The organism is Cupriavidus sp. GW821-FHT07C08, from assembly GCF_059419025.1.
The window spans coordinates 200,238-215,818 of sequence record NZ_JBWKQZ010000009.1 but is presented as its reverse complement, the minus strand read 5'-3'; the positions used below and the strand labels follow the sequence as shown (position 1 = coordinate 215,818).

The 15,581-nt window shown below is 68.1% G+C and carries 15 protein-coding genes and 1 riboswitch; of the genes, 11 read left to right on the top strand and 4 right to left on the bottom strand.

Features of this window, described 5'->3' with window-relative positions; translation table 11 throughout:
* The first annotated feature begins 4 nt into the window (after positions 1-4).
* Both AC07UK_RS14635 and AC07UK_RS14630 read left to right on the top strand, forming a co-directional pair.
* A complete protein-coding gene (locus tag AC07UK_RS14635; RefSeq protein ID WP_316153868.1) occupies positions 5-940 on the top strand; it encodes a sugar kinase in 936 nt (311 codons plus the stop codon).
* Between the two features lie 65 nt (positions 941-1,005).
* Positions 1,006-1,650 (top strand): bifunctional 4-hydroxy-2-oxoglutarate aldolase/2-dehydro-3-deoxy-phosphogluconate aldolase, encoded by a 645-nt coding sequence (locus AC07UK_RS14630; RefSeq protein WP_494685706.1) that lies wholly within the window; start codon positions 1,006-1,008, stop codon positions 1,648-1,650.
* A 93-nt stretch (positions 1,651-1,743) separates the two neighbouring features.
* Here AC07UK_RS14630 and AC07UK_RS14625 read toward each other — a convergent pair whose 3' ends face one another.
* The 3 genes from AC07UK_RS14625 to AC07UK_RS14615 form a co-directional block, all read right to left on the bottom strand.
* Positions 1,744-1,875 (bottom strand): entericidin A/B family lipoprotein, encoded by a 132-nt coding sequence (locus tag AC07UK_RS14625; RefSeq protein ID WP_010814145.1) that lies wholly within the window; start codon positions 1,873-1,875, stop codon positions 1,744-1,746.
* Between the two features lie 144 nt (positions 1,876-2,019).
* Entirely contained in the window at positions 2,020-3,333 is a 1,314-nt protein-coding gene (locus AC07UK_RS14620; RefSeq protein ID WP_494685707.1) for a GGDEF domain-containing protein, read from the bottom strand.
* Positions 3,334-3,648: 315 nt separating this feature from the next.
* Entirely contained in the window at positions 3,649-4,962 is a 1,314-nt protein-coding gene (locus tag AC07UK_RS14615) for a hemolysin family protein (protein WP_436223499.1), read from the bottom strand.
* Positions 4,963-5,214: 252 nt separating this feature from the next.
* Here AC07UK_RS14615 and AC07UK_RS14610 point away from each other — a divergent pair, with 252 nt between their 5' ends.
* The 5 genes from AC07UK_RS14610 (at position 5,215) to AC07UK_RS14590 (ending at position 10,505) form a co-directional block, all read left to right on the top strand.
* On the top strand, positions 5,215-6,159 hold the full coding sequence (locus tag AC07UK_RS14610) for a YncE family protein (protein ID WP_494685708.1): 945 nt from the start codon (positions 5,215-5,217) through the stop codon (positions 6,157-6,159).
* An 84-nt stretch (positions 6,160-6,243) separates the two neighbouring features.
* Positions 6,244-7,581, top strand: coding sequence for an MFS transporter (locus tag AC07UK_RS14605; protein ID WP_479942532.1), 1,338 nt, complete (start codon positions 6,244-6,246; stop codon positions 7,579-7,581).
* Positions 7,578-8,528, top strand: a complete 951-nt coding sequence (locus AC07UK_RS14600; RefSeq protein ID WP_494685709.1) for an amidohydrolase family protein — start codon at positions 7,578-7,580, stop codon at positions 8,526-8,528. Before AC07UK_RS14605 ends, AC07UK_RS14600 begins: the two co-directional genes overlap by 4 nt.
* Positions 8,529-8,585: 57 nt before the next feature.
* Positions 8,586-9,575 carry a LysR family transcriptional regulator gene (locus AC07UK_RS14595; protein ID WP_494685710.1) on the top strand — a complete coding sequence of 330 codons (990 nt, stop codon included), beginning with the start codon at positions 8,586-8,588 and terminating at the stop codon, positions 9,573-9,575.
* 36 nt (positions 9,576-9,611) lie between these two features.
* The gene (locus AC07UK_RS14590; protein WP_436223494.1) at positions 9,612-10,505 is read left to right on the top strand and encodes a helix-turn-helix domain-containing protein; all 894 of its coding nucleotides are present in this window, start codon (positions 9,612-9,614) and stop codon (positions 10,503-10,505) included.
* On the opposite strand, the gene AC07UK_RS14585 is transcribed toward AC07UK_RS14590, so the two are convergent.
* Entirely contained in the window at positions 10,480-11,070 is a 591-nt protein-coding gene (locus AC07UK_RS14585) for an acyloxyacyl hydrolase (protein ID WP_494685711.1), read from the bottom strand. The two genes, AC07UK_RS14590 and AC07UK_RS14585, sit on opposite strands and share 26 nt — an antisense overlap.
* Before the next feature lie 268 nt (positions 11,071-11,338).
* Positions 11,339-11,497, top strand: a riboswitch (FMN riboswitch).
* A 171-nt stretch (positions 11,498-11,668) separates the two neighbouring features.
* Here AC07UK_RS14585 and ribB point away from each other — a divergent pair.
* The 4 genes from ribB (at position 11,669) to AC07UK_RS14565 (ending at position 15,556) form a co-directional block, all read left to right on the top strand.
* The gene (gene ribB / locus AC07UK_RS14580; RefSeq protein WP_013952858.1) at positions 11,669-12,352 is read left to right on the top strand and encodes a 3,4-dihydroxy-2-butanone-4-phosphate synthase; all 684 of its coding nucleotides are present in this window, start codon (positions 11,669-11,671) and stop codon (positions 12,350-12,352) included.
* A 105-nt stretch (positions 12,353-12,457) separates the two neighbouring features.
* Positions 12,458-13,045, top strand: a complete 588-nt coding sequence (locus AC07UK_RS14575; RefSeq protein ID WP_436223492.1) for a surface-adhesin E family protein — start codon at positions 12,458-12,460, stop codon at positions 13,043-13,045.
* A gap of 175 nt (positions 13,046-13,220) precedes the next feature.
* Positions 13,221-13,454: a hypothetical protein gene (locus AC07UK_RS14570; RefSeq protein WP_013952860.1), complete on the top strand. Its 234-nt coding sequence runs from the start codon at positions 13,221-13,223 to the stop codon at positions 13,452-13,454.
* A 446-nt stretch (positions 13,455-13,900) separates the two neighbouring features.
* Positions 13,901-15,556 carry a mechanosensitive ion channel family protein gene (locus AC07UK_RS14565; protein WP_494685712.1) on the top strand — a complete coding sequence of 552 codons (1,656 nt, stop codon included), beginning with the start codon at positions 13,901-13,903 and terminating at the stop codon, positions 15,554-15,556.
* Positions 15,557-15,581: the final 25 nt, after the last annotated feature.

Below are 15,581 nucleotides of genomic sequence, written 5' to 3'. Positions count from 1 at the left end.
CCCCATGAGCATCGACATCCTGGCCTACGGCGAACCGCTGGTGGAGTTCAACCAGCAGCCCGACGATCCGTCGCGCTACCTGCAAGGCTTTGGCGGCGACACTTCCAACTTCTGCATTGCGGCTGCGCGCCAGGGCGCCAGCACCGGCTATATCTGCGCGGTCGGCGCCGACACCTTCGGCGAGCGCCTGCGTGCGCTGTGGACGCAGGAGCGGGTCGATACCCGCCACGTGCGCATCGACCCGAGCGCGCCTACTGGGGTCTACTTTGTCTCGCACGACAACCACGGCCACCGCTTCGACTACCTGCGCGAAGGCTCTGCCGCCAGCCGCTACCAGCACGAGCATCTGCCGCTGGGCGCGATCGCGGCGGCGCGCTACCTGCACCTGTCGGGCATCAGCCTGGCCATCAGCACCAGCGCCTGCGATGCCGGGCTGGACGCGATGGAGCATGCGCGCAAGGCCGGCACCAAGGTCACGCTGGACACCAACCTGCGCTTGCGGCTTTGGTCGCTGGCACGCGCGCGCGGCATCATGCGCGAGGCCCTCATGCTGACCGACGTGTGCCTGCCCAGCTGGGATGACATCACCGTGCTGACCGGGCTGGACGACCGCGACGCCATCGTCGACTACCTGCTGGGCTGCGGCATCGGCCTGGTCGCGCTGAAGCTGGGCGAAGAGGGCTCCTATGTGGCCACGCCCGAGTCGCGCGCGCTGGTGCCGCCTTATCCGGTCAAGCCGATCGATGCCACCGGCGCCGGCGACTGCTTCGGCGGCAGCTTTGTCGCGCGCCTGGCCGCGGGTGCCGATCCGTTCGAGGCGGCGCGCTATGCCAACGTGGCCGCAGCGCTGTCGACCACTGGCTATGGAGCGGTGGCGCCGATCCCCGACGCCCAGACCGTGCTGGGCCGGCTGGCGCAGTCGGTGTCGGTGATCGCGTGACCCGGTTGGCCTGAACTCCTGCTTCCCTGAAACCCTGCTTCTGCACTTCCTATTCCGAGACAGCCATGCAAAACCAGACTTCCCCGCTGCTTCAACGCCTTGCCGATGTGCCGGTGATCCCGGTGCTTGAATTCCACTCGGTCGACGAGGCCCTGCACGTCAGCGAGGCACTGGTCACCGGCGGCTTGCCGCTGCTTGAGATCACGCTGCGTACGCCGGTGGCGCTGGAAGCGATCAGGGCGGTGGCGGCAGCCTTGCCACAGGCCTGCGTCGGTGCCGGCACGGTGCTGAACATCGAGCAACTGCACGCCGTGCGCGATGCGGGCGCGCAGTTTGCCGTCTCGCCCGGCCTGACCCCGGCGCTGGCCAAGGGCGCGCAGGGCGCGGGCATCTCGCTGCTGCCGGGCGTGGCCACGGCCAGTGAGGCGATGGCGGCGCTGGAAGCCGGCTTCACCTTCCTCAAGTTCTTCCCGGCGCAGGCCGCGGGCGGCGTGCCGATGCTGAAGTCGCTGGGCGGGCCGCTGCCGCAGCTGCGCTTCTGCCCGACCGGCGGCATCGACGCCGCGCTGGCGCCGACCTACCTGGCGCTGCCCAACGTGGTGTGCGTGGGCGGTTCATGGGTGGTGCCCAAGGACGCCGTCGCCAGCGGCGACTGGGGCCGCATCCGCACGCTGGCCGAGCAGGCCAGGGCACTGCGCAACAAGGGCTGAGCACCGGCGCGCAAAAGGAAACGGCACGCCATGCGGCGTGCCGTTTTCATATCGACGCGGTCCGGGCCGCATCAGACTTGGGGGGCTGGCGGCTTACTTGTGACGGTCCGCCGAGCTTTCGAGCTTCTGGCCACCGCGCTGAATGTCCTGGCCGAGCCCCGCCATCGTGTTGCATCCAGCCAACAGGGTGGCAAACAAAACGCACCAGATCCAACCTTTCTTCACGCCGGGCTCCTTTTGAGGAATTCAAGAATCGAGAGATTCAGGGATTGAGGGATTTGCGCCGATTTTACCGCTGCTGTGAGCGGGTTTGACATCTGGTATGTGCCAATTTGTAAATCGTGCAACGGGTGCAACGCCAGCCGCTTCTCAGGCGTGGGGCGCCAGCAGTTCCCGGGCGCGCTGCTGGATTGCCGCATGGGTCTGGAGCAGCCAGGTAGCCGGGAATGGCTGCGCCAGCAGGTAGCCCTGCACGCTGTGGCAGCCCCAGGCACGCACCGCCTCAAGCTGCTGGCGCGTCTCGATCCCCTTGGCACAGACCGACACGCCGGCGCCCCGGGCCAGCCGGCAGGCGGCGCGCAGGCTGTCGGCACGGTTGGCGGAATCACCGGGCCGGGGTGCATGGCCCAGCCGGCGCGCGTCCAGCGTGACGCGGTCCGGGTGCAGCGCCGCCAGCAACTGGCGGCAGCCCGGGCTGTCGTCGAAATCGCCCAGCGTCAGTTGCAGCCCGCGCCGGCGCAGGGCGGCAAAGCGGGCAATGATGTCGGCGTCGGCCGGCACGGCGCTGGCGGACACTTCGATGCACAGCCGGTCTGGTGCGATGCCGCCTGCGTCGATGGCCTGCGCCAGTGCCTCCACCATCTGCGGGCGGTGCAGCTGCGCGCTGGAGGCCAACAGGGTGAATTGCAGCGGGGCCACGTTTTCGGCCGCGCGTACCAGCGGCAGCACGCTCTCCAGCAGCCAGTTGCCAATCCGGCCGACCAGCCCCAGCGACTCCACCGCCGGCAGGAAATCCTGCGGCGCCACCCGCCCGAGCGCCGGATGATGCCAGCGCAGCCGCACGGTATAGCCGCTGACCACGGCGCTGGCGAAATCGGCGCGCGGCTGCAGTTGCAGGCTCAGTTCGCCGCGCTCCAGTGCGTCGGGCAGGGCGGCCAGCAGGGGCGCGGTCGGTGGCGCGGCGGGCTTGTCGGCGCGCGCCAGGCCGTCGCCTCCCCGTCGATCGACCCGCAGCATGGCATCCAGGGCCTGCTGCAGGCTGCGTTCCGCCGGGATATCCGGATGGTCGGTGGCCACGCCAATGCTGCACGAAATGAACAGCTCGAAGCCCTCCAGAGCGAACGGCCGGGACAGGTCGTCGGCCAGCCGGCTGGCCACCGGGCCGGGGTCGGGCACGCCGTCCGGCAGCGTGGTAATGACCACCAGGTCTGCCGGCGCCATCCAGTGCATGATGGCGCCAGGCGGCAGCAGGCAGGCGATGCGTGCCTGCACGATGGCCTGCAGCCTGGCCGCGCGCCGTGGCCCCAGGGATTCGCAGGCGCTGGCAAAGCGGTCCAGGCGGATAGAAAGGATCGTCGCTGGCTGCCCGGTGCCGGAGCGGCGTGCCGCAAGCGCGGACACCAGGGCGGACGGCTGCATCGCGCCAGGCGCGCCCGTGGCGATGTCATCGGCATCAGGATGCATGGATGGTCTTGCGGGCAGCCTGTTGATGGCCGTGCGATGCCCGCGTCTCCCCGGTATCAGATTTGGTCGTTCGGCTGGCCGATGGAGCGGTCGCCGCGCTTGTCGTCAGGCCTTGGTGATCCATGCCTGCCACGGCCGCATGCGGGCCGCACAGGCCGATCATAAGCGAAGGGGGAGGGGCGGAACATTGCATATTGCGCCAAGGTGACTTGGTCGCAACCTGCAACTTGATGTGGATCAATATGGCCGGAATTGGCCGTGATCCAGGATTGACGCCACCGCCGGAATCCGGCAGCGGCGGATTGGCTGGCCTGATCAGCCGGTGGTCTCTTCCTCAGGCCCTTCCTGCGGGGGCAGGCGCGCGGCCAGCACCTTGTCGATGCGTTTGCCGTCCATGTCGACGATCTCGAAGCGCCAGTCGCCCCATTGCACGCTGTCGGCGATCTGCGGCAGGCGGCCCAGCAGCAGGAGCAGCATGCCGGACAGGGTGTGGTAGCGCTCTTTTTCTTCCTCCGGCACCTGGCGCAGGCCGATGCGGTCCTTCAGTTCCGGGATCGGGATCAGGCCGTCGAGCAGCCACGAGCCGTCGTCGCGCTGCACCGCCCATTCCTCGCCGGCGGCGTCGGCCTTGAATTCGCCGGTGATGGCCTCGATCAGGTCCTGCAGCGTGACCAGGCCCAGCACTTCGCCGTATTCGTCGATGACAAAGGCCATCTGGCCGCCGGAGCCGCGGAAATTCTCCAGCAGCTCCATGCCGGTCACGCTCTCGGGCACGAACACCGCCGGCTGCGCCGCGGCCTTCAGGTCGGCTTCCTCGCCGCGCAGCCGGCGCGCCAGCAACTGGCGCGCGCTGACCACGCCGATGATGTCGTGCATGCCGCCGCGTACGACCGGAAAGCGCGAGTGGTCGGATTCTTCGATGCGGTGCAGGTTTTCATCCAGCGTCTCTTCCACGTCCAGGTACACGACATCGCCGCGCGGCACCATCAGCGATGCCAACTGGCGGTCGTCCAGCCGGAACACGTTGCGCACCATGGTGTGCTCGTGCTGCTCGATCACGCCGGCCTCGGAGCCCTCGACCAGCAGTGCGTGGATTTCTTCCTCGGTCACGCCCGGGCCGCGATCGACCTTGGTGCCCAGCATCCGCAGCACCAGCCGCGTGGAGCTGGACAGCAGCTTGACGAACGGGGTGGAGGCCACGGCCAGCCAGCCGATCGGGCGCGCCACCAGCCGCGCGATCGCTTCCGGGGCCATCTGGCCCAGGCGCTTGGGCACCAGTTCGCCCAGCACGATGGAAAAGTAGGTCAGGCCGGCCACCACGATGGCGGTCGCCACATAGCCGGAGGTGTTCGACGACAAGCCGAAGCCTTGCAGCCAGAGGCCCAGCGGCTGCGCCAGCGTGGATTCGCCGACCACGCCATTGAGCACACCGATCGACGTGATGCCGATCTGCACCGTTGACAGGAAGCGCGTGGGGTCCTCGCCCAGCTGGACCGCGGCAATCGCGCCGCGGTCACCGTTCTCGATCTGGCGCTGCAGACGTGCCTTGCGGGCCGTGACCAGCGCGATCTCGGACATCGCGAACAGGCCGTTAAGCAGAATCAGCGCCAGTAGTATGGCAATTTCCATCAGGGTACGCGCCCTTTGCGTGTGAGTTGAAAGCACCAAGCATACCATCCGCGCATGACGACACGGCGCCGGGCAGCCTGGCGATGGTGGCGGCTGCTCCGGTCGCTTAGCGATAACCAGCGGAGATAGCTCGATGCCTAATATTCAATAGATAGTTATCGTTGGCCGCGCCAAACTTCTGTCCGTGGCACTACCTGTGCCCCCTTACGAAAAGCCTGGACCCGACAGGCGTGCGAATCACAAGGAGACAGAATGGACAACCGATGGACGGCCGTACTGGTGGAGAAATTCGGCCATAGCTTCAGCGCTTACGAACTGGCAGGCGGTGAGCGCCGCTTCAGCGTGCAGTTGCCGGATTATCCCCATGAATTCGTGGTGGACCGCGAACGCCTGTGCGGCTACGTCGGCCACTATGGTGTGCAGACTTTTGCACATGCCGGCGACGGCGGCGCCGCGGTGATCGCGGTCGACCTGGTGAGCGGCGCTGTCAGGGCGCAGCTCGATTGCTCGCCCTATCACCGCATCCATGGCCTGCAGATCGACCGGCAAGGGCGCGTCTATGCGCTGAGCGAGCGCGACAATATGCTGCTCGTGTTCGAGGCGCCACTAGAGCGCCCGGTGCCGGACCGTGCGGTGCCCGCGGGCGGGGTCAAGAGCCATCTGTTTGTGTTGTCGGCCGATGGCGAGCGTGCCTACGTGACCAACCTGCTGTCGCATACCGTGACACTCGTGCACCCCTACGATGCCACCCGCGCACCGCGCGCGGCCAACGCCGGCAGGCGCCCGGAGGGCTGCTGCCTGAGCCGCGACGAAGCGGCGCTCTACGTTGCCAGCCGCGACGACCACACTCTCACCCGGCTGGACGCGCGCACGATGGAAGTGGTGCGCACCGTGCCGACGGGCGAGGACCCCACTCGCATCTACTGGTCGCCGGACAACCGCCTGTTCGTGCTCAACTACGGCGAGCGCAGCATCCGCATTTTCGACCCCGACACGCTCGCCGAAACCGGCCGGGTCGATACCGGGGCCAAGCCGATCGCGCTCGCCTTCCATCCGGCTGACCCGAGCCGCGCCTATGTCGCGCTCAACGACCACACCGTCGGCCAGCTTGACCTGCCTGGCCTGACCTTGCGCCATGCCTTTACTACCGGCAAGGAACCGGACGGCCTTGCCATCCTCGCTTTGCCGCCGCGATAGCTAGCGGGCGTTTCAACCGACAAGGCCGCGAAGGCAGCGCAGATGCCGGCGGCTGATACCCAGAAAAAAGTACGGAGACAGAATATGAAAGGCTTGGACCAAGCCGGCGCCGGCACGTCCGTCGCCATCGACGCGACACCTCTCACCGGTGCGCCCGGTATCCCCGCCCAGCGCTGGTGGCGCATCATCCCGCCGATCCTGATGGTCTGCATCGTCTCGTACATGGATCGCGTCAATATCGCCTTCGCGATGCCGGGCGGGATGGGCGACGCGCTCGGTATCGGTGCCAGCATGGCCGGCCTGGCCGGCGGCATTTTCTTTGTCGGCTACCTGTTCCTGCAGATTCCCGGCGGCAAGCTGGCCGTGCGCGGCAGCGGGCGCAATTTCATCGCCTGGTCGATGCTGGCCTGGGCCGTCATTTCCGTGCTGACCGGCCTGGTGCGCAACGAGACCGAACTGCTGATCCTGCGCTTTGCGCTGGGGGTGGCCGAGGGCGGTATGCTGCCGGTGGTGCTGACCATGGTCGGCAACTGGTTTCCCGACCACGAGCGCGGACGCGCCAACGCGCTGGTGATCCTGTTCGTGCCGATCGCCGGCATCATCACCGCGCCGCTGTCGGGGCTGGTGATCGCCGCGCTCGACTGGCGCTGGCTGTTTATCGTGGAGGGCCTGATTTCGCTGGCCTGCCTCGGCGTGTGGTGGAAGCTGGCCTGTGACCGGCCGGAGCAGGCGCGCTGGATTTCCGCCGAAGAGAAGGCTTATCTGCTGGCCCGCCTGCGCGAGGAAGAACAGCAAGCCGCCGCCGCTGGTGCGGACGTGGGGCAGGGCGCGGGCGGCACGCGGGCGGTGTTGGCGCACATCCTGTCGCAGGACGTGATCTGGCGCCTGATCGCCGTCAATTTTCTCTACCAGATGGGGATCTACGGCTACACGCTGTGGCTGCCCACCATCCTGAAGGGCCTGACCGGGGGTGGCATGGGGCAGGTCGGCATGCTGGCCGTGCTGCCCTACCTGGGTACCATGGCCGGCGTCCTCGCGATGTCTTCGCTCTCTGACCGCACCGGCCGGCGCAAGGCCTTCGTGGTCTGGCCGCTGCTGGGTTTCGCCGCTTGCCTGGCCGGCTCGGTCTGGTGGCACGACAATACCTGGGTGTCCTATGGCCTGCTGGTTGGCAGCGGCTTCTTCCTGCAGTCCGCCGCGGGGGTGTTCTGGACCCTGCCGCCGCGGCTGCTGGCCGCCGAGCACGCCGGTGTGGCGCGCGGCGTGATCAATGCGCTCGGCAACCTGGGCGGATTCTGCGGTCCCTATGCGGCGGGCGTGCTGATCGAGCGCGTCGGCGCGGGCGCCGGTGTCTACCTGCTGGTCGCGGCGCTGGTGCTGGCCGGCGCCCTGGCCGCCACGCTGCCGAGGCGGTGCCGATGAACCGGGAAGCAAACGGCGCGCTGCCCCCGGGCCTGGCCATCGTCGACGCCCACCACCACCTGTGGCAACTCGGGCGCGGTCGCTATCCCTGGCTGCAGGACGAATACCGGCCGCAGACTTTCTTTCTCGGCGACTACGAGAGCCTGCGCCGCGATTACCTGGAGGCGCAGTATGCGCATGACACCGGCGCCGTCACCGTACTGGCTACCGTACACGTAGAGGCCGAACGCGAGCGCAGCGAAGCCGTCGACGAGACTGCGTGGCTGCACCGCCAGGACTGGCGCCCCGGCATGGCTGCGGCGGTGGTGGCCTACGCGCCGTTCGGGACTCCCGGGTGCGCCGAACTGCTGGCGCGCCAGGCTGGTTTCGCGCGGGTCAGGGGGATTCGATGCAAACCGCTGACCGCGGCGGCGCCGGGCGAGTCGGTGGCCGGGCGCCCCGGGTCGATGCAGGACCAGGACTGGCTGGATGACCTGGCGCGGCTGGAGCGCCACGGCCTGTCGTGGGACCTGCGGGTACCGTTCTGGCACTTGCGCGAGGCGGCCCAGGTAGCGGCCGCCTTGCCCGGCGTGCCCATCGCGCTCAATCACGCGGGCCTGCCGCTAGATCGCTCGGAAGAGGGCCTGGCCTGCTGGCGCGCGGGCATGGAGGCGCTGGCTGCCCGCGCCAATGTGTCGGTCAAGCTGTCGGAGTTCGGGCTGGCCGGCGGGCGCTGGGATGCGCTGGGCAACCGCCGCATCGTACGCGAGGTGCTGGCGATTTTCGGAGATGAGCGGGCGATGTTCGGCAGCAACCTGCCGGTATCGGGCCTGAGCGCGGACTTCGGCACGATTCTCGGCATGGTGTGCGAGGAGCTGCCTGATCCCGTGGCCAGGCAGCGCGTGCTGGCTGGTAATGCGGCCAGGTTCTATCGGATCAGTGTTCCAACGCCGCCCGAGCTGGCCTAAGACCTGTCAATCACAAGCATGCTATAAGTCCCAATCTTCGCCGAAGCCCCGGCCACCATGCCAGACCTCCCAGCCACCCTCTCCAGCGCCGCCACCCTGCGCAAACGCCTCCATATGCGGCATCTGCGCCTGGCCCTGGCCCTGGCCGAGCACCGCTCGCTGCGGCGCGCCGCCGCACAGATGGCGCTGTCCCAGCCCGCCGTCACCAAGGCATTGCACGAGCTCGAGAGCGTGGTCGGCACGCTGCTGTTCACGCGCCATGCGCGTGGTATCGAGCCGACGGTGTTCGGCGAGGCGCTGATCCGCTACGCGCGCGTGGTGCTGGCCGACCTGGATGCCCTGCATGACGAATTTGCCGCCATCGCCGCGGGCGAGGTGGGCAAGGTGCGGCTCGGCTCGATCCTGGCCCCGGTGCCTTCGGTGCTGTCCGGCGTCATCAACGCGCTCAAGGCGCGCTATCCGCATTTGCATATCGTGATGCAGGTCGATACCAGCGACGTGCTGGTGCAGGCGCTGCGGCAGGATGCGCTGGACGTGGTGATCGGACGCATCCCCGAAGGGACGGTGGCCGACGATCTCGACTTCGAGCCACTGTTCGAGGAGTCGCTGGCCATCGTGGCGCGCGCCGGCCATCCGCAGGCGGGCAAGCGCGGCGTCAGGCTGGCTTCCCTGGCTGGCTATCCGTGGATCATCCCGCCGGCGGCCGTGCCGATGTGGCAGATCATCGACCAGACCTTCCGCGACAACCGCGTGCCGCTGCCGGAAGACATCATCGAGACCTCGTCGATCATGGGCACGCTGCCGCTGCTGGCGGAGAGCGACCGCATTGCCGTCGTGCCGGGTGCCATCGCGGAGTATTTCGCCGCCCTGGGCGCGCTGGCGGTCCTGCCGGTGGCGATGCGAGGGCGGCTGGTGCCCTATGGGATTGTGCTGCGCCGGCGGCGGGCCGCGACGCCGGCCATGCGCCTGCTGATCGACGCAGTGCGGGCGGCGGGGCCTGGCGCTCCGCAGGCGGTGACTGAATTGGAGTCATTACCTGCCAGGTAATGGTCATACGCCGCGGCGCATGCTGTAATGCATGCCATGGAAACGCTGACCCCCGCCTCCGAAGCCACCCTCGACTTCCCCGGCCTGCTGCGCTACTGGCGCGGCAAGCGCGGCTACAGCCAGCTGGCGTTGTCCCTGGCGGCCGGGGTGTCGCAGCGCCACATCTCCTTCCTGGAATCCGGCCGCGCCCGCCCCAGCCGTGAAATGGTGCTGGCGCTGGCCGAGCGCCTGGGCGTGCCGCTGCGCCAGCGCAACCGGCTGCTGCTGGCCGGCGGCTTTGCCCCGGCCTACAGCGAACACGCGCTGGCTTCGCCGCCGCTGCAGATGGTGCAGCAGGCGATCGCGCTGATCCTGGCCAAGCAGGAGCCATACCCGGCCGTGGTGCTGGACCGCTTCTGGAACCTGGTGGATGCCAACCCGACCTACCGGCGCATGCTCGATACCCTGCTGGGCGGGCGCGCGCCGGCATCGCTGACGGAAGGCAGCCACAGGATCAACCTGATGCTGACCGTGTTTGATCCGGATGGCCTGTGGCCGGTGATCGAGAACGCGCGCCAGGTCGGGCGCTACCTGTTGCGGCGCGTGTGGCAGGAGCTGCAGGTGCAGGCCCACGACCAGACCGCACGCGAGATCTTCGGGCGCATCGCCGCCTGGCATCCTGACATGGTGGGGCCAGGCGGCATGCTGCTGCGCGAGGACGACGGCACCGATGGCCCGCCTGCGCCATTGCTGCCGGTGGTGCTGCAAGCGGGTGCGTTCCGCGCGTCGCTGTTCTCGACCCTGACCACGCTCGGCATTCCCCAGGACATCACGCTGCAGGAGCTGCGCATCGAATGCTTCTTCCCGGCCGACGACGCCACCCGCACCCTGTTTGAAACGCAGGGCGCGCCGCAGCGGCCGGCGCTCAGAAGTGGTAGCGCAGGTAAATGACGTGGAAGGTGGTGCCAGGATTGGGCTGCTTGATGCCGGCATTGGACAGGTGCTGGAAGCGGTAGCCCGCGGTAAAGCGCCGGTCCTTGCCGACTGTCAGGCCGATCCCGGCGTAGTCCGAGAACTGGAAGGCGGTGGCAATGTTGTGCTCGGCCGAAGTGTGCGTGCTGGTTAGCAGGCGCGGCCCGACCGACAGCTCAAGGAAGGGTACCCAGGTGTGGCGCCACCATGCGATCCGCACCACCGGCGAGGCACCGAACTCCCATAGGTCATTGGGTTGGTTGTCGCTGCTGCTGCGCCAGCGTGCAACGTTGACCTCCCATTGCAGGTCAACCTGCCAGCCTTGCGGATTGCCCCACGCAAAGCCCGAATCCCACAACATGGCGACCTCAGCCTTCTGCACGTCGTTGTCATTGTCGAAGCCGTAGCCAATCTGCACGGCAGGCGCGGCGCGCGCCGTCGCTCCCAGGCACAAGGGCAGGGCAAGCAGGCCCGCGGCGACGGTGCGGCGCACCCGCTGTTGCCACGCACGCCGGCAGGGCGCATGGAAGGAGGAACAACTCACACGGCGGTCTTGTCTGGCTTCTTGTTCGTGTCGGCGCATGGGAAGCACGGATGAAGAGGTGCTGCGTTGTTGTCCGGCAAGGCATGAGGCGGCCGCCACTGCGGGAACCGCTTGCACATGCGCTGCCTCCCCCCTTATTTGTAGTACACGGGAAGGCACCTTGCGATGGTCGGGCATGGCCGAACGTGGGTGAGCGCCCGCGAGAGGAAAAAAAACAATCGTGCTAACATTCGCCGGCCGGTGCCGGCTACATGGCCGCACCGGTTCGTTACGTCTTCAGGGCGGGGTGAAAGTCCCCACCGGCGGTATGCCGCGGCGCGCAGTGCGTGTCCGGCGAGCCCGCGAGCGCTCGCATTCCCGTGCGAGGTCAGCAGACCTGGTGAGAGGCCAGGGCCGACGGTCATAGTCCGGATGAAAGAAGATGGACGGAGCTTGCCCGCGCGGCCTGGCGCCTTGCCCGGCCTTGCGGTTCGCTGTTGCCTTGCGCCGCGCGCAGGGCGCGGCTGCTCGTGCTTGCGCTTCAGGCGCGGCGTGCGGCGCTGCAACTCCGTTGATCCTTCCCCTGGAACGCCCATTGATGCTGAACAAGGAGCGTTTCATGTCTAGCCTTTCCACCGAAGCTGTTGTACCCGAAGTGTCCGCGGATCTTGCCGCCGATGCCGACCCCCGTTCCCTGGCCGCGCGCATCGCGCAGGCGCTGGAGGCCATGCGCGAAGGCCGCCCGGTCGTGCTGCTCGACGATGACGACCGCGAGAACGAGGCCGACCTGATCCTGGCCGCGGAGCGCCTGACCAACGCCAACATGGCGATGATGATCCGCGAATGCAGCGGCATCGTCTGCCTGTGCCTGACTGAAGACAAGGTGCGCAGCCTCGGCCTGCGGCCGATGGTCGAGCACAACCGCAGCCAGTACGGCACCGCTTTCACGGTATCGATCGAGGCCCGCGAAGGCGTCAGCACGGGGGTCAGCGCCGCCGATCGCATCACCACCATCCGCGCCGCCATTGCCGGGGACGCGGGCACCGATGCGGTGGTCAGCCCGGGCCATGTGTTTCCGCTGGTGGCGCGCGACGGCGGCGTGCTGGTGCGCCGCGGCCATACCGAGGGCTCGGTCGACCTGGCCCGCATGGCAGGCCTGTCGCCGGCCGCGGTGCTGTGCGAGCTGATGAACCCCGATGGCACCATGGCACGCCGGCCGGAGGCGCTGGCCTTTGCCGAGATGTATCAGTTGCCGGTGCTGACCATCGAGGACCTGGTGGCTTGGCGGCGCCTGCGCGACTAAAAAAGTCGTCGCCTGCACGCATTTCCGGCATGCAAGCGCGCCGGGATGCGTGCTTCCTGTGCGACAATGCGGATCGCTTTTTCCCGTCTATATGAGGGCAATTCCATGATGTTCCGCATTTTTAGGCACGCAACCACGTTTGCTGGCTGCCTGCTTGGACTGGCCGCACCGCTGGCGCATGCCGAAGGCAGCGCCGTGCCGGCACCGTCCTCCGTTCCCTCCAGCGCCACCCGCCCGGCTGCCGCCGCTGGCCTGTATGAGTGCCAGGTCGCCGGCTCCGGCACGGTATTCCGGTCCACGCCCAGGGAAGGCTGCCGGCTGGTCGCGGCACCCGATCCCGCCGCCCCCGATCCGCAGCGATGGCTTCCCCTGATGGGTGCCAATGGCGTGATTTCCTATTTCGACCAGTCCGCGGTGCGCCGCCAGGGCACCGAAGTCGGCGTGGTGGTGATGCGCAACTCACCGTTGGGCGTGATCCGCACCGCCAGCGGCGAGCCGATCCGCTCGTCGCTCAAGCGCATGGTGCTGAACTGCGCCACGTCCATGTTCGCCGTGGTCGAGCAGACGCTCTACAGCAAGCGCTTTGCGCGCGGCGACTCGCTCTATACGATCCGCGCGCCGCAGTACGGCACCTTCCAGGTCGCTGGCCCCGGCACGATTGCCGCGGAGTTGCTGCGCAAGCTGTGCAGGTAAGCCTGGCGGCGACCGGCGAACCACGGGTCCCTATCCATCTCCCTATCAGGGTTTGTCCCGGTCAACGGCGCGCGAACCTTCCTCGTTGATGCTGGTGACAGGGCGCGAGCCAGAAGCGTCAGTCATGGCAGGCATCCCTGCCATACCTATCTGCAGGGCAAACGAGGAGACGGAAATGAAGAAATGGATCGTCATGCTGTCGATGGCAATGTTTGGTGCGGGCGCGATGGCGCAGACGCCTGCGACTCCGGCGACGCCTGCCACCCCGGCCACGCCGGCGGCAGCGTCGACTGACAAGGCCGCGCCGGCCAAGGCAGACAGCGGCAAGGCCAAGGCCAAGAAGACCAGCACCAAGAAGAAGAGCCACGCGCCTGCGGCCAAGGATCCGACGAAGAACAAAGGCGCCTGAGCGCGCTGACGATGGCGGCGGGCGCACGGCTCCCCGGCAAGCGGGGATGCAGGCTGCGTCCGTGACTGCCATGCCGCCACGCAAATAATGGCCGGCCGTGCCTGCATGGCGCGGACCCGCCGCGCGCAGGACAGCCCTGCGGCACGCGTTGCGTGTCTTCCGGGGGGATAAAGCCGGGCATGTCGGGCGGATCGCAACAGGAGGCTTCGGCCTCCTTTTTTTTCGTCCGCTGCCGCAAGCGGCCGCCACCGCGCCGGCTTTGCGCCTGCGCCGCCGCACGCTATGCTTGCGGGCATTGTGCCGGGCAGGGGCGTGGAGCCCTCGCGCCGGCGCAGGCGAACTCGGACGGGAGCGGTCTTATGGCAGCGCTAGCGGTGTGGCGGCGGTGGCGGCGATTGACGGCATTCTGGATGGCGGGACTAGGCTGGATGATAGGCGCGCTGTGGATGCAAGCCAGCCTGGCCGCGCCGGCGTCCGAGGTCGCGGCCGTGCAGGCTCCGATTGCCGTGCGCAGCGGGGCCGCGGTCGAGTTGCGCCTGATGGACCGGCCCATCGCCACCATGCGCGCCGAGATTGCGGGTGCCACCCCGGCCATGCGCGTCTCGCGCGCGCAACTGGTGTTCAACGACCTGACGGAAAGCGAGCTGGCACTGCCGCTCGGACAGGTCAGCGGCACGTTCGGCGATGCGCCGATGGTCGCCTTCCGGCTGGGCGACCGGCTCTTGTTCGCGCTGACCTCGCAAGACCTCTCCCCGGAGGATCACCTTACGCTTGAAGCTGCCGCAACGCGCACCGCGGCGGGCCTGCGCCAGGCCATTGCCGCACGGCGCGCGCACCTGCACTGGCCGAACCTGCTGCGCGGTGCCGCGCTGAGCCTGCTCGGCCTGGCCGTGCTGGCCGCGCTGACATGGGGCGTGGCGCGAGCCGGCGTGGCCCTGCGCGCCCGCCTGCAGGTGGCACTGGAGCGGCACCTGGCGCACCGCGTCGGCGGCCAGTTCGACTGGACCGGCGCGCTCTACCAGCTGGTTGCTCGCATCGTGCAGATCCTGGCGATCGGGCTGGTGCTGGTGCTGGCCTTTGCCTGGCTGGAATTTGCGCTCGAGCAGTTTCCGCTGACCCAGCCCATGGGCGACCGCATGGGCGTCTTTATCGTCGGCTTGCTGTCGCAGATCGCGCTGTCGATGGTGTCGTCGGTGCCGGGCCTGGTCACGGTGGCGGTGATCCTGCTGATTACCCGCGCGGTGCAGCGGCTGGTGTCGAATATCTTCAAGGCGGTGCAGAAGGGCCAGATCACGGTGCCCGGCATGCATCCGGAGACGGCGGGCGCCACGCGGCGGCTGGCGGCGGTGGTGATCTGGGCGCTGGGCTTCACCTTTGCCTACCCCTATATCCCGGGCTCGGAGAGCGATGTCTTCAAGGGGCTGTCGGTGCTGCTCGGCTTCATGGTGACGCTGGGATCGGCCAATGTGGTCAACCAGCTGATGAGCGGCATGGTGGTGGTGTATTCGCGTGCGCTGCGACGCGGCGACATGGTCTGCATCGGCGATACGGTGGGCACCGTGGCCTCGCTGGACGCGCTCTCGGTGAAGGTGATCAACCTGCGCAATGAAGAGGTGACGCTGCCCAACGCGGTGGTGGTCGGCAGTGCCATCCATAACTACACCCGGCACGGCAGCGTGCGTGATCCCCGCACACAGGAAGGCTGGCAGGCTGCGCTGATCTCGACTTCGGTCACGATCGGTTACGACACGCCCTGGCGGCAGGTCCATGCGATGCTGCTGGCAGCCGCCGGCGAAGCGGCGCATATCGCGCCGTCGCCCACGTCATTCGTGCTGCAGCGGGGGCTGTCCGACTTCTACGTCGAGTACGAACTGTTCTGCGCGCTGGACCATCCGCGCAATCGCTTCTACGCGCTGTCGGCGCTGCACGCGGCGATCCAGGATCAGTTCAACACCCACGGCGTGCAGATCATGTCGCCGCATTTCATGGCGCAGCCGGACAAGACCGTCTACGTGCCCGGGACCAGGTGGTACGAGGAACCAGGGTCGCCGCAGGTCGATCCGGCAGCGCGGCCGCATCGCGCGCCGTCGCGCGCGGCATGAACGCCGGCTGCGCGAGCGATCAGCG

What these genes read in the sequence shown, in the direction of transcription:
- AC07UK_RS14635 (WP_316153868.1), top strand. Translation starts at nt 5, where the DNA reads ATGAGCATCGACATCCTGGCCTACGGCGAACCGCTGGTGGAGTTCAAC.
- AC07UK_RS14630 (WP_494685706.1), top strand. Translation starts at nt 1,006, where the DNA reads ATGCAAAACCAGACTTCCCCGCTGCTTCAACGCCTTGCCGATGTGCCG.
- AC07UK_RS14620 (WP_494685707.1), bottom strand. Translation starts at nt 3,333, where the DNA reads ATGCATCCTGATGCCGATGACATCGCCACGGGCGCGCCTGGCGCGATG.
- AC07UK_RS14615 (WP_436223499.1), bottom strand. Translation starts at nt 4,962, where the DNA reads ATGGAAATTGCCATACTACTGGCGCTGATTCTGCTTAACGGCCTGTTC.
- AC07UK_RS14610 (WP_494685708.1), top strand. Translation starts at nt 5,215, where the DNA reads ATGGACAACCGATGGACGGCCGTACTGGTGGAGAAATTCGGCCATAGC.
- AC07UK_RS14605 (WP_479942532.1), top strand. Translation starts at nt 6,244, where the DNA reads ATGAAAGGCTTGGACCAAGCCGGCGCCGGCACGTCCGTCGCCATCGAC.
- AC07UK_RS14600 (WP_494685709.1), top strand. Translation starts at nt 7,578, where the DNA reads ATGAACCGGGAAGCAAACGGCGCGCTGCCCCCGGGCCTGGCCATCGTC.
- AC07UK_RS14595 (WP_494685710.1), top strand. Translation starts at nt 8,586, where the DNA reads ATGCCAGACCTCCCAGCCACCCTCTCCAGCGCCGCCACCCTGCGCAAA.
- AC07UK_RS14590 (WP_436223494.1), top strand. Translation starts at nt 9,612, where the DNA reads ATGGAAACGCTGACCCCCGCCTCCGAAGCCACCCTCGACTTCCCCGGC.
- ribB (WP_013952858.1), top strand. Translation starts at nt 11,669, where the DNA reads ATGTCTAGCCTTTCCACCGAAGCTGTTGTACCCGAAGTGTCCGCGGAT.
- AC07UK_RS14575 (WP_436223492.1), top strand. Translation starts at nt 12,458, where the DNA reads ATGATGTTCCGCATTTTTAGGCACGCAACCACGTTTGCTGGCTGCCTG.
- AC07UK_RS14570 (WP_013952860.1), top strand. Translation starts at nt 13,221, where the DNA reads ATGAAGAAATGGATCGTCATGCTGTCGATGGCAATGTTTGGTGCGGGC.
- AC07UK_RS14565 (WP_494685712.1), top strand. Translation starts at nt 13,901, where the DNA reads ATGCAAGCCAGCCTGGCCGCGCCGGCGTCCGAGGTCGCGGCCGTGCAG.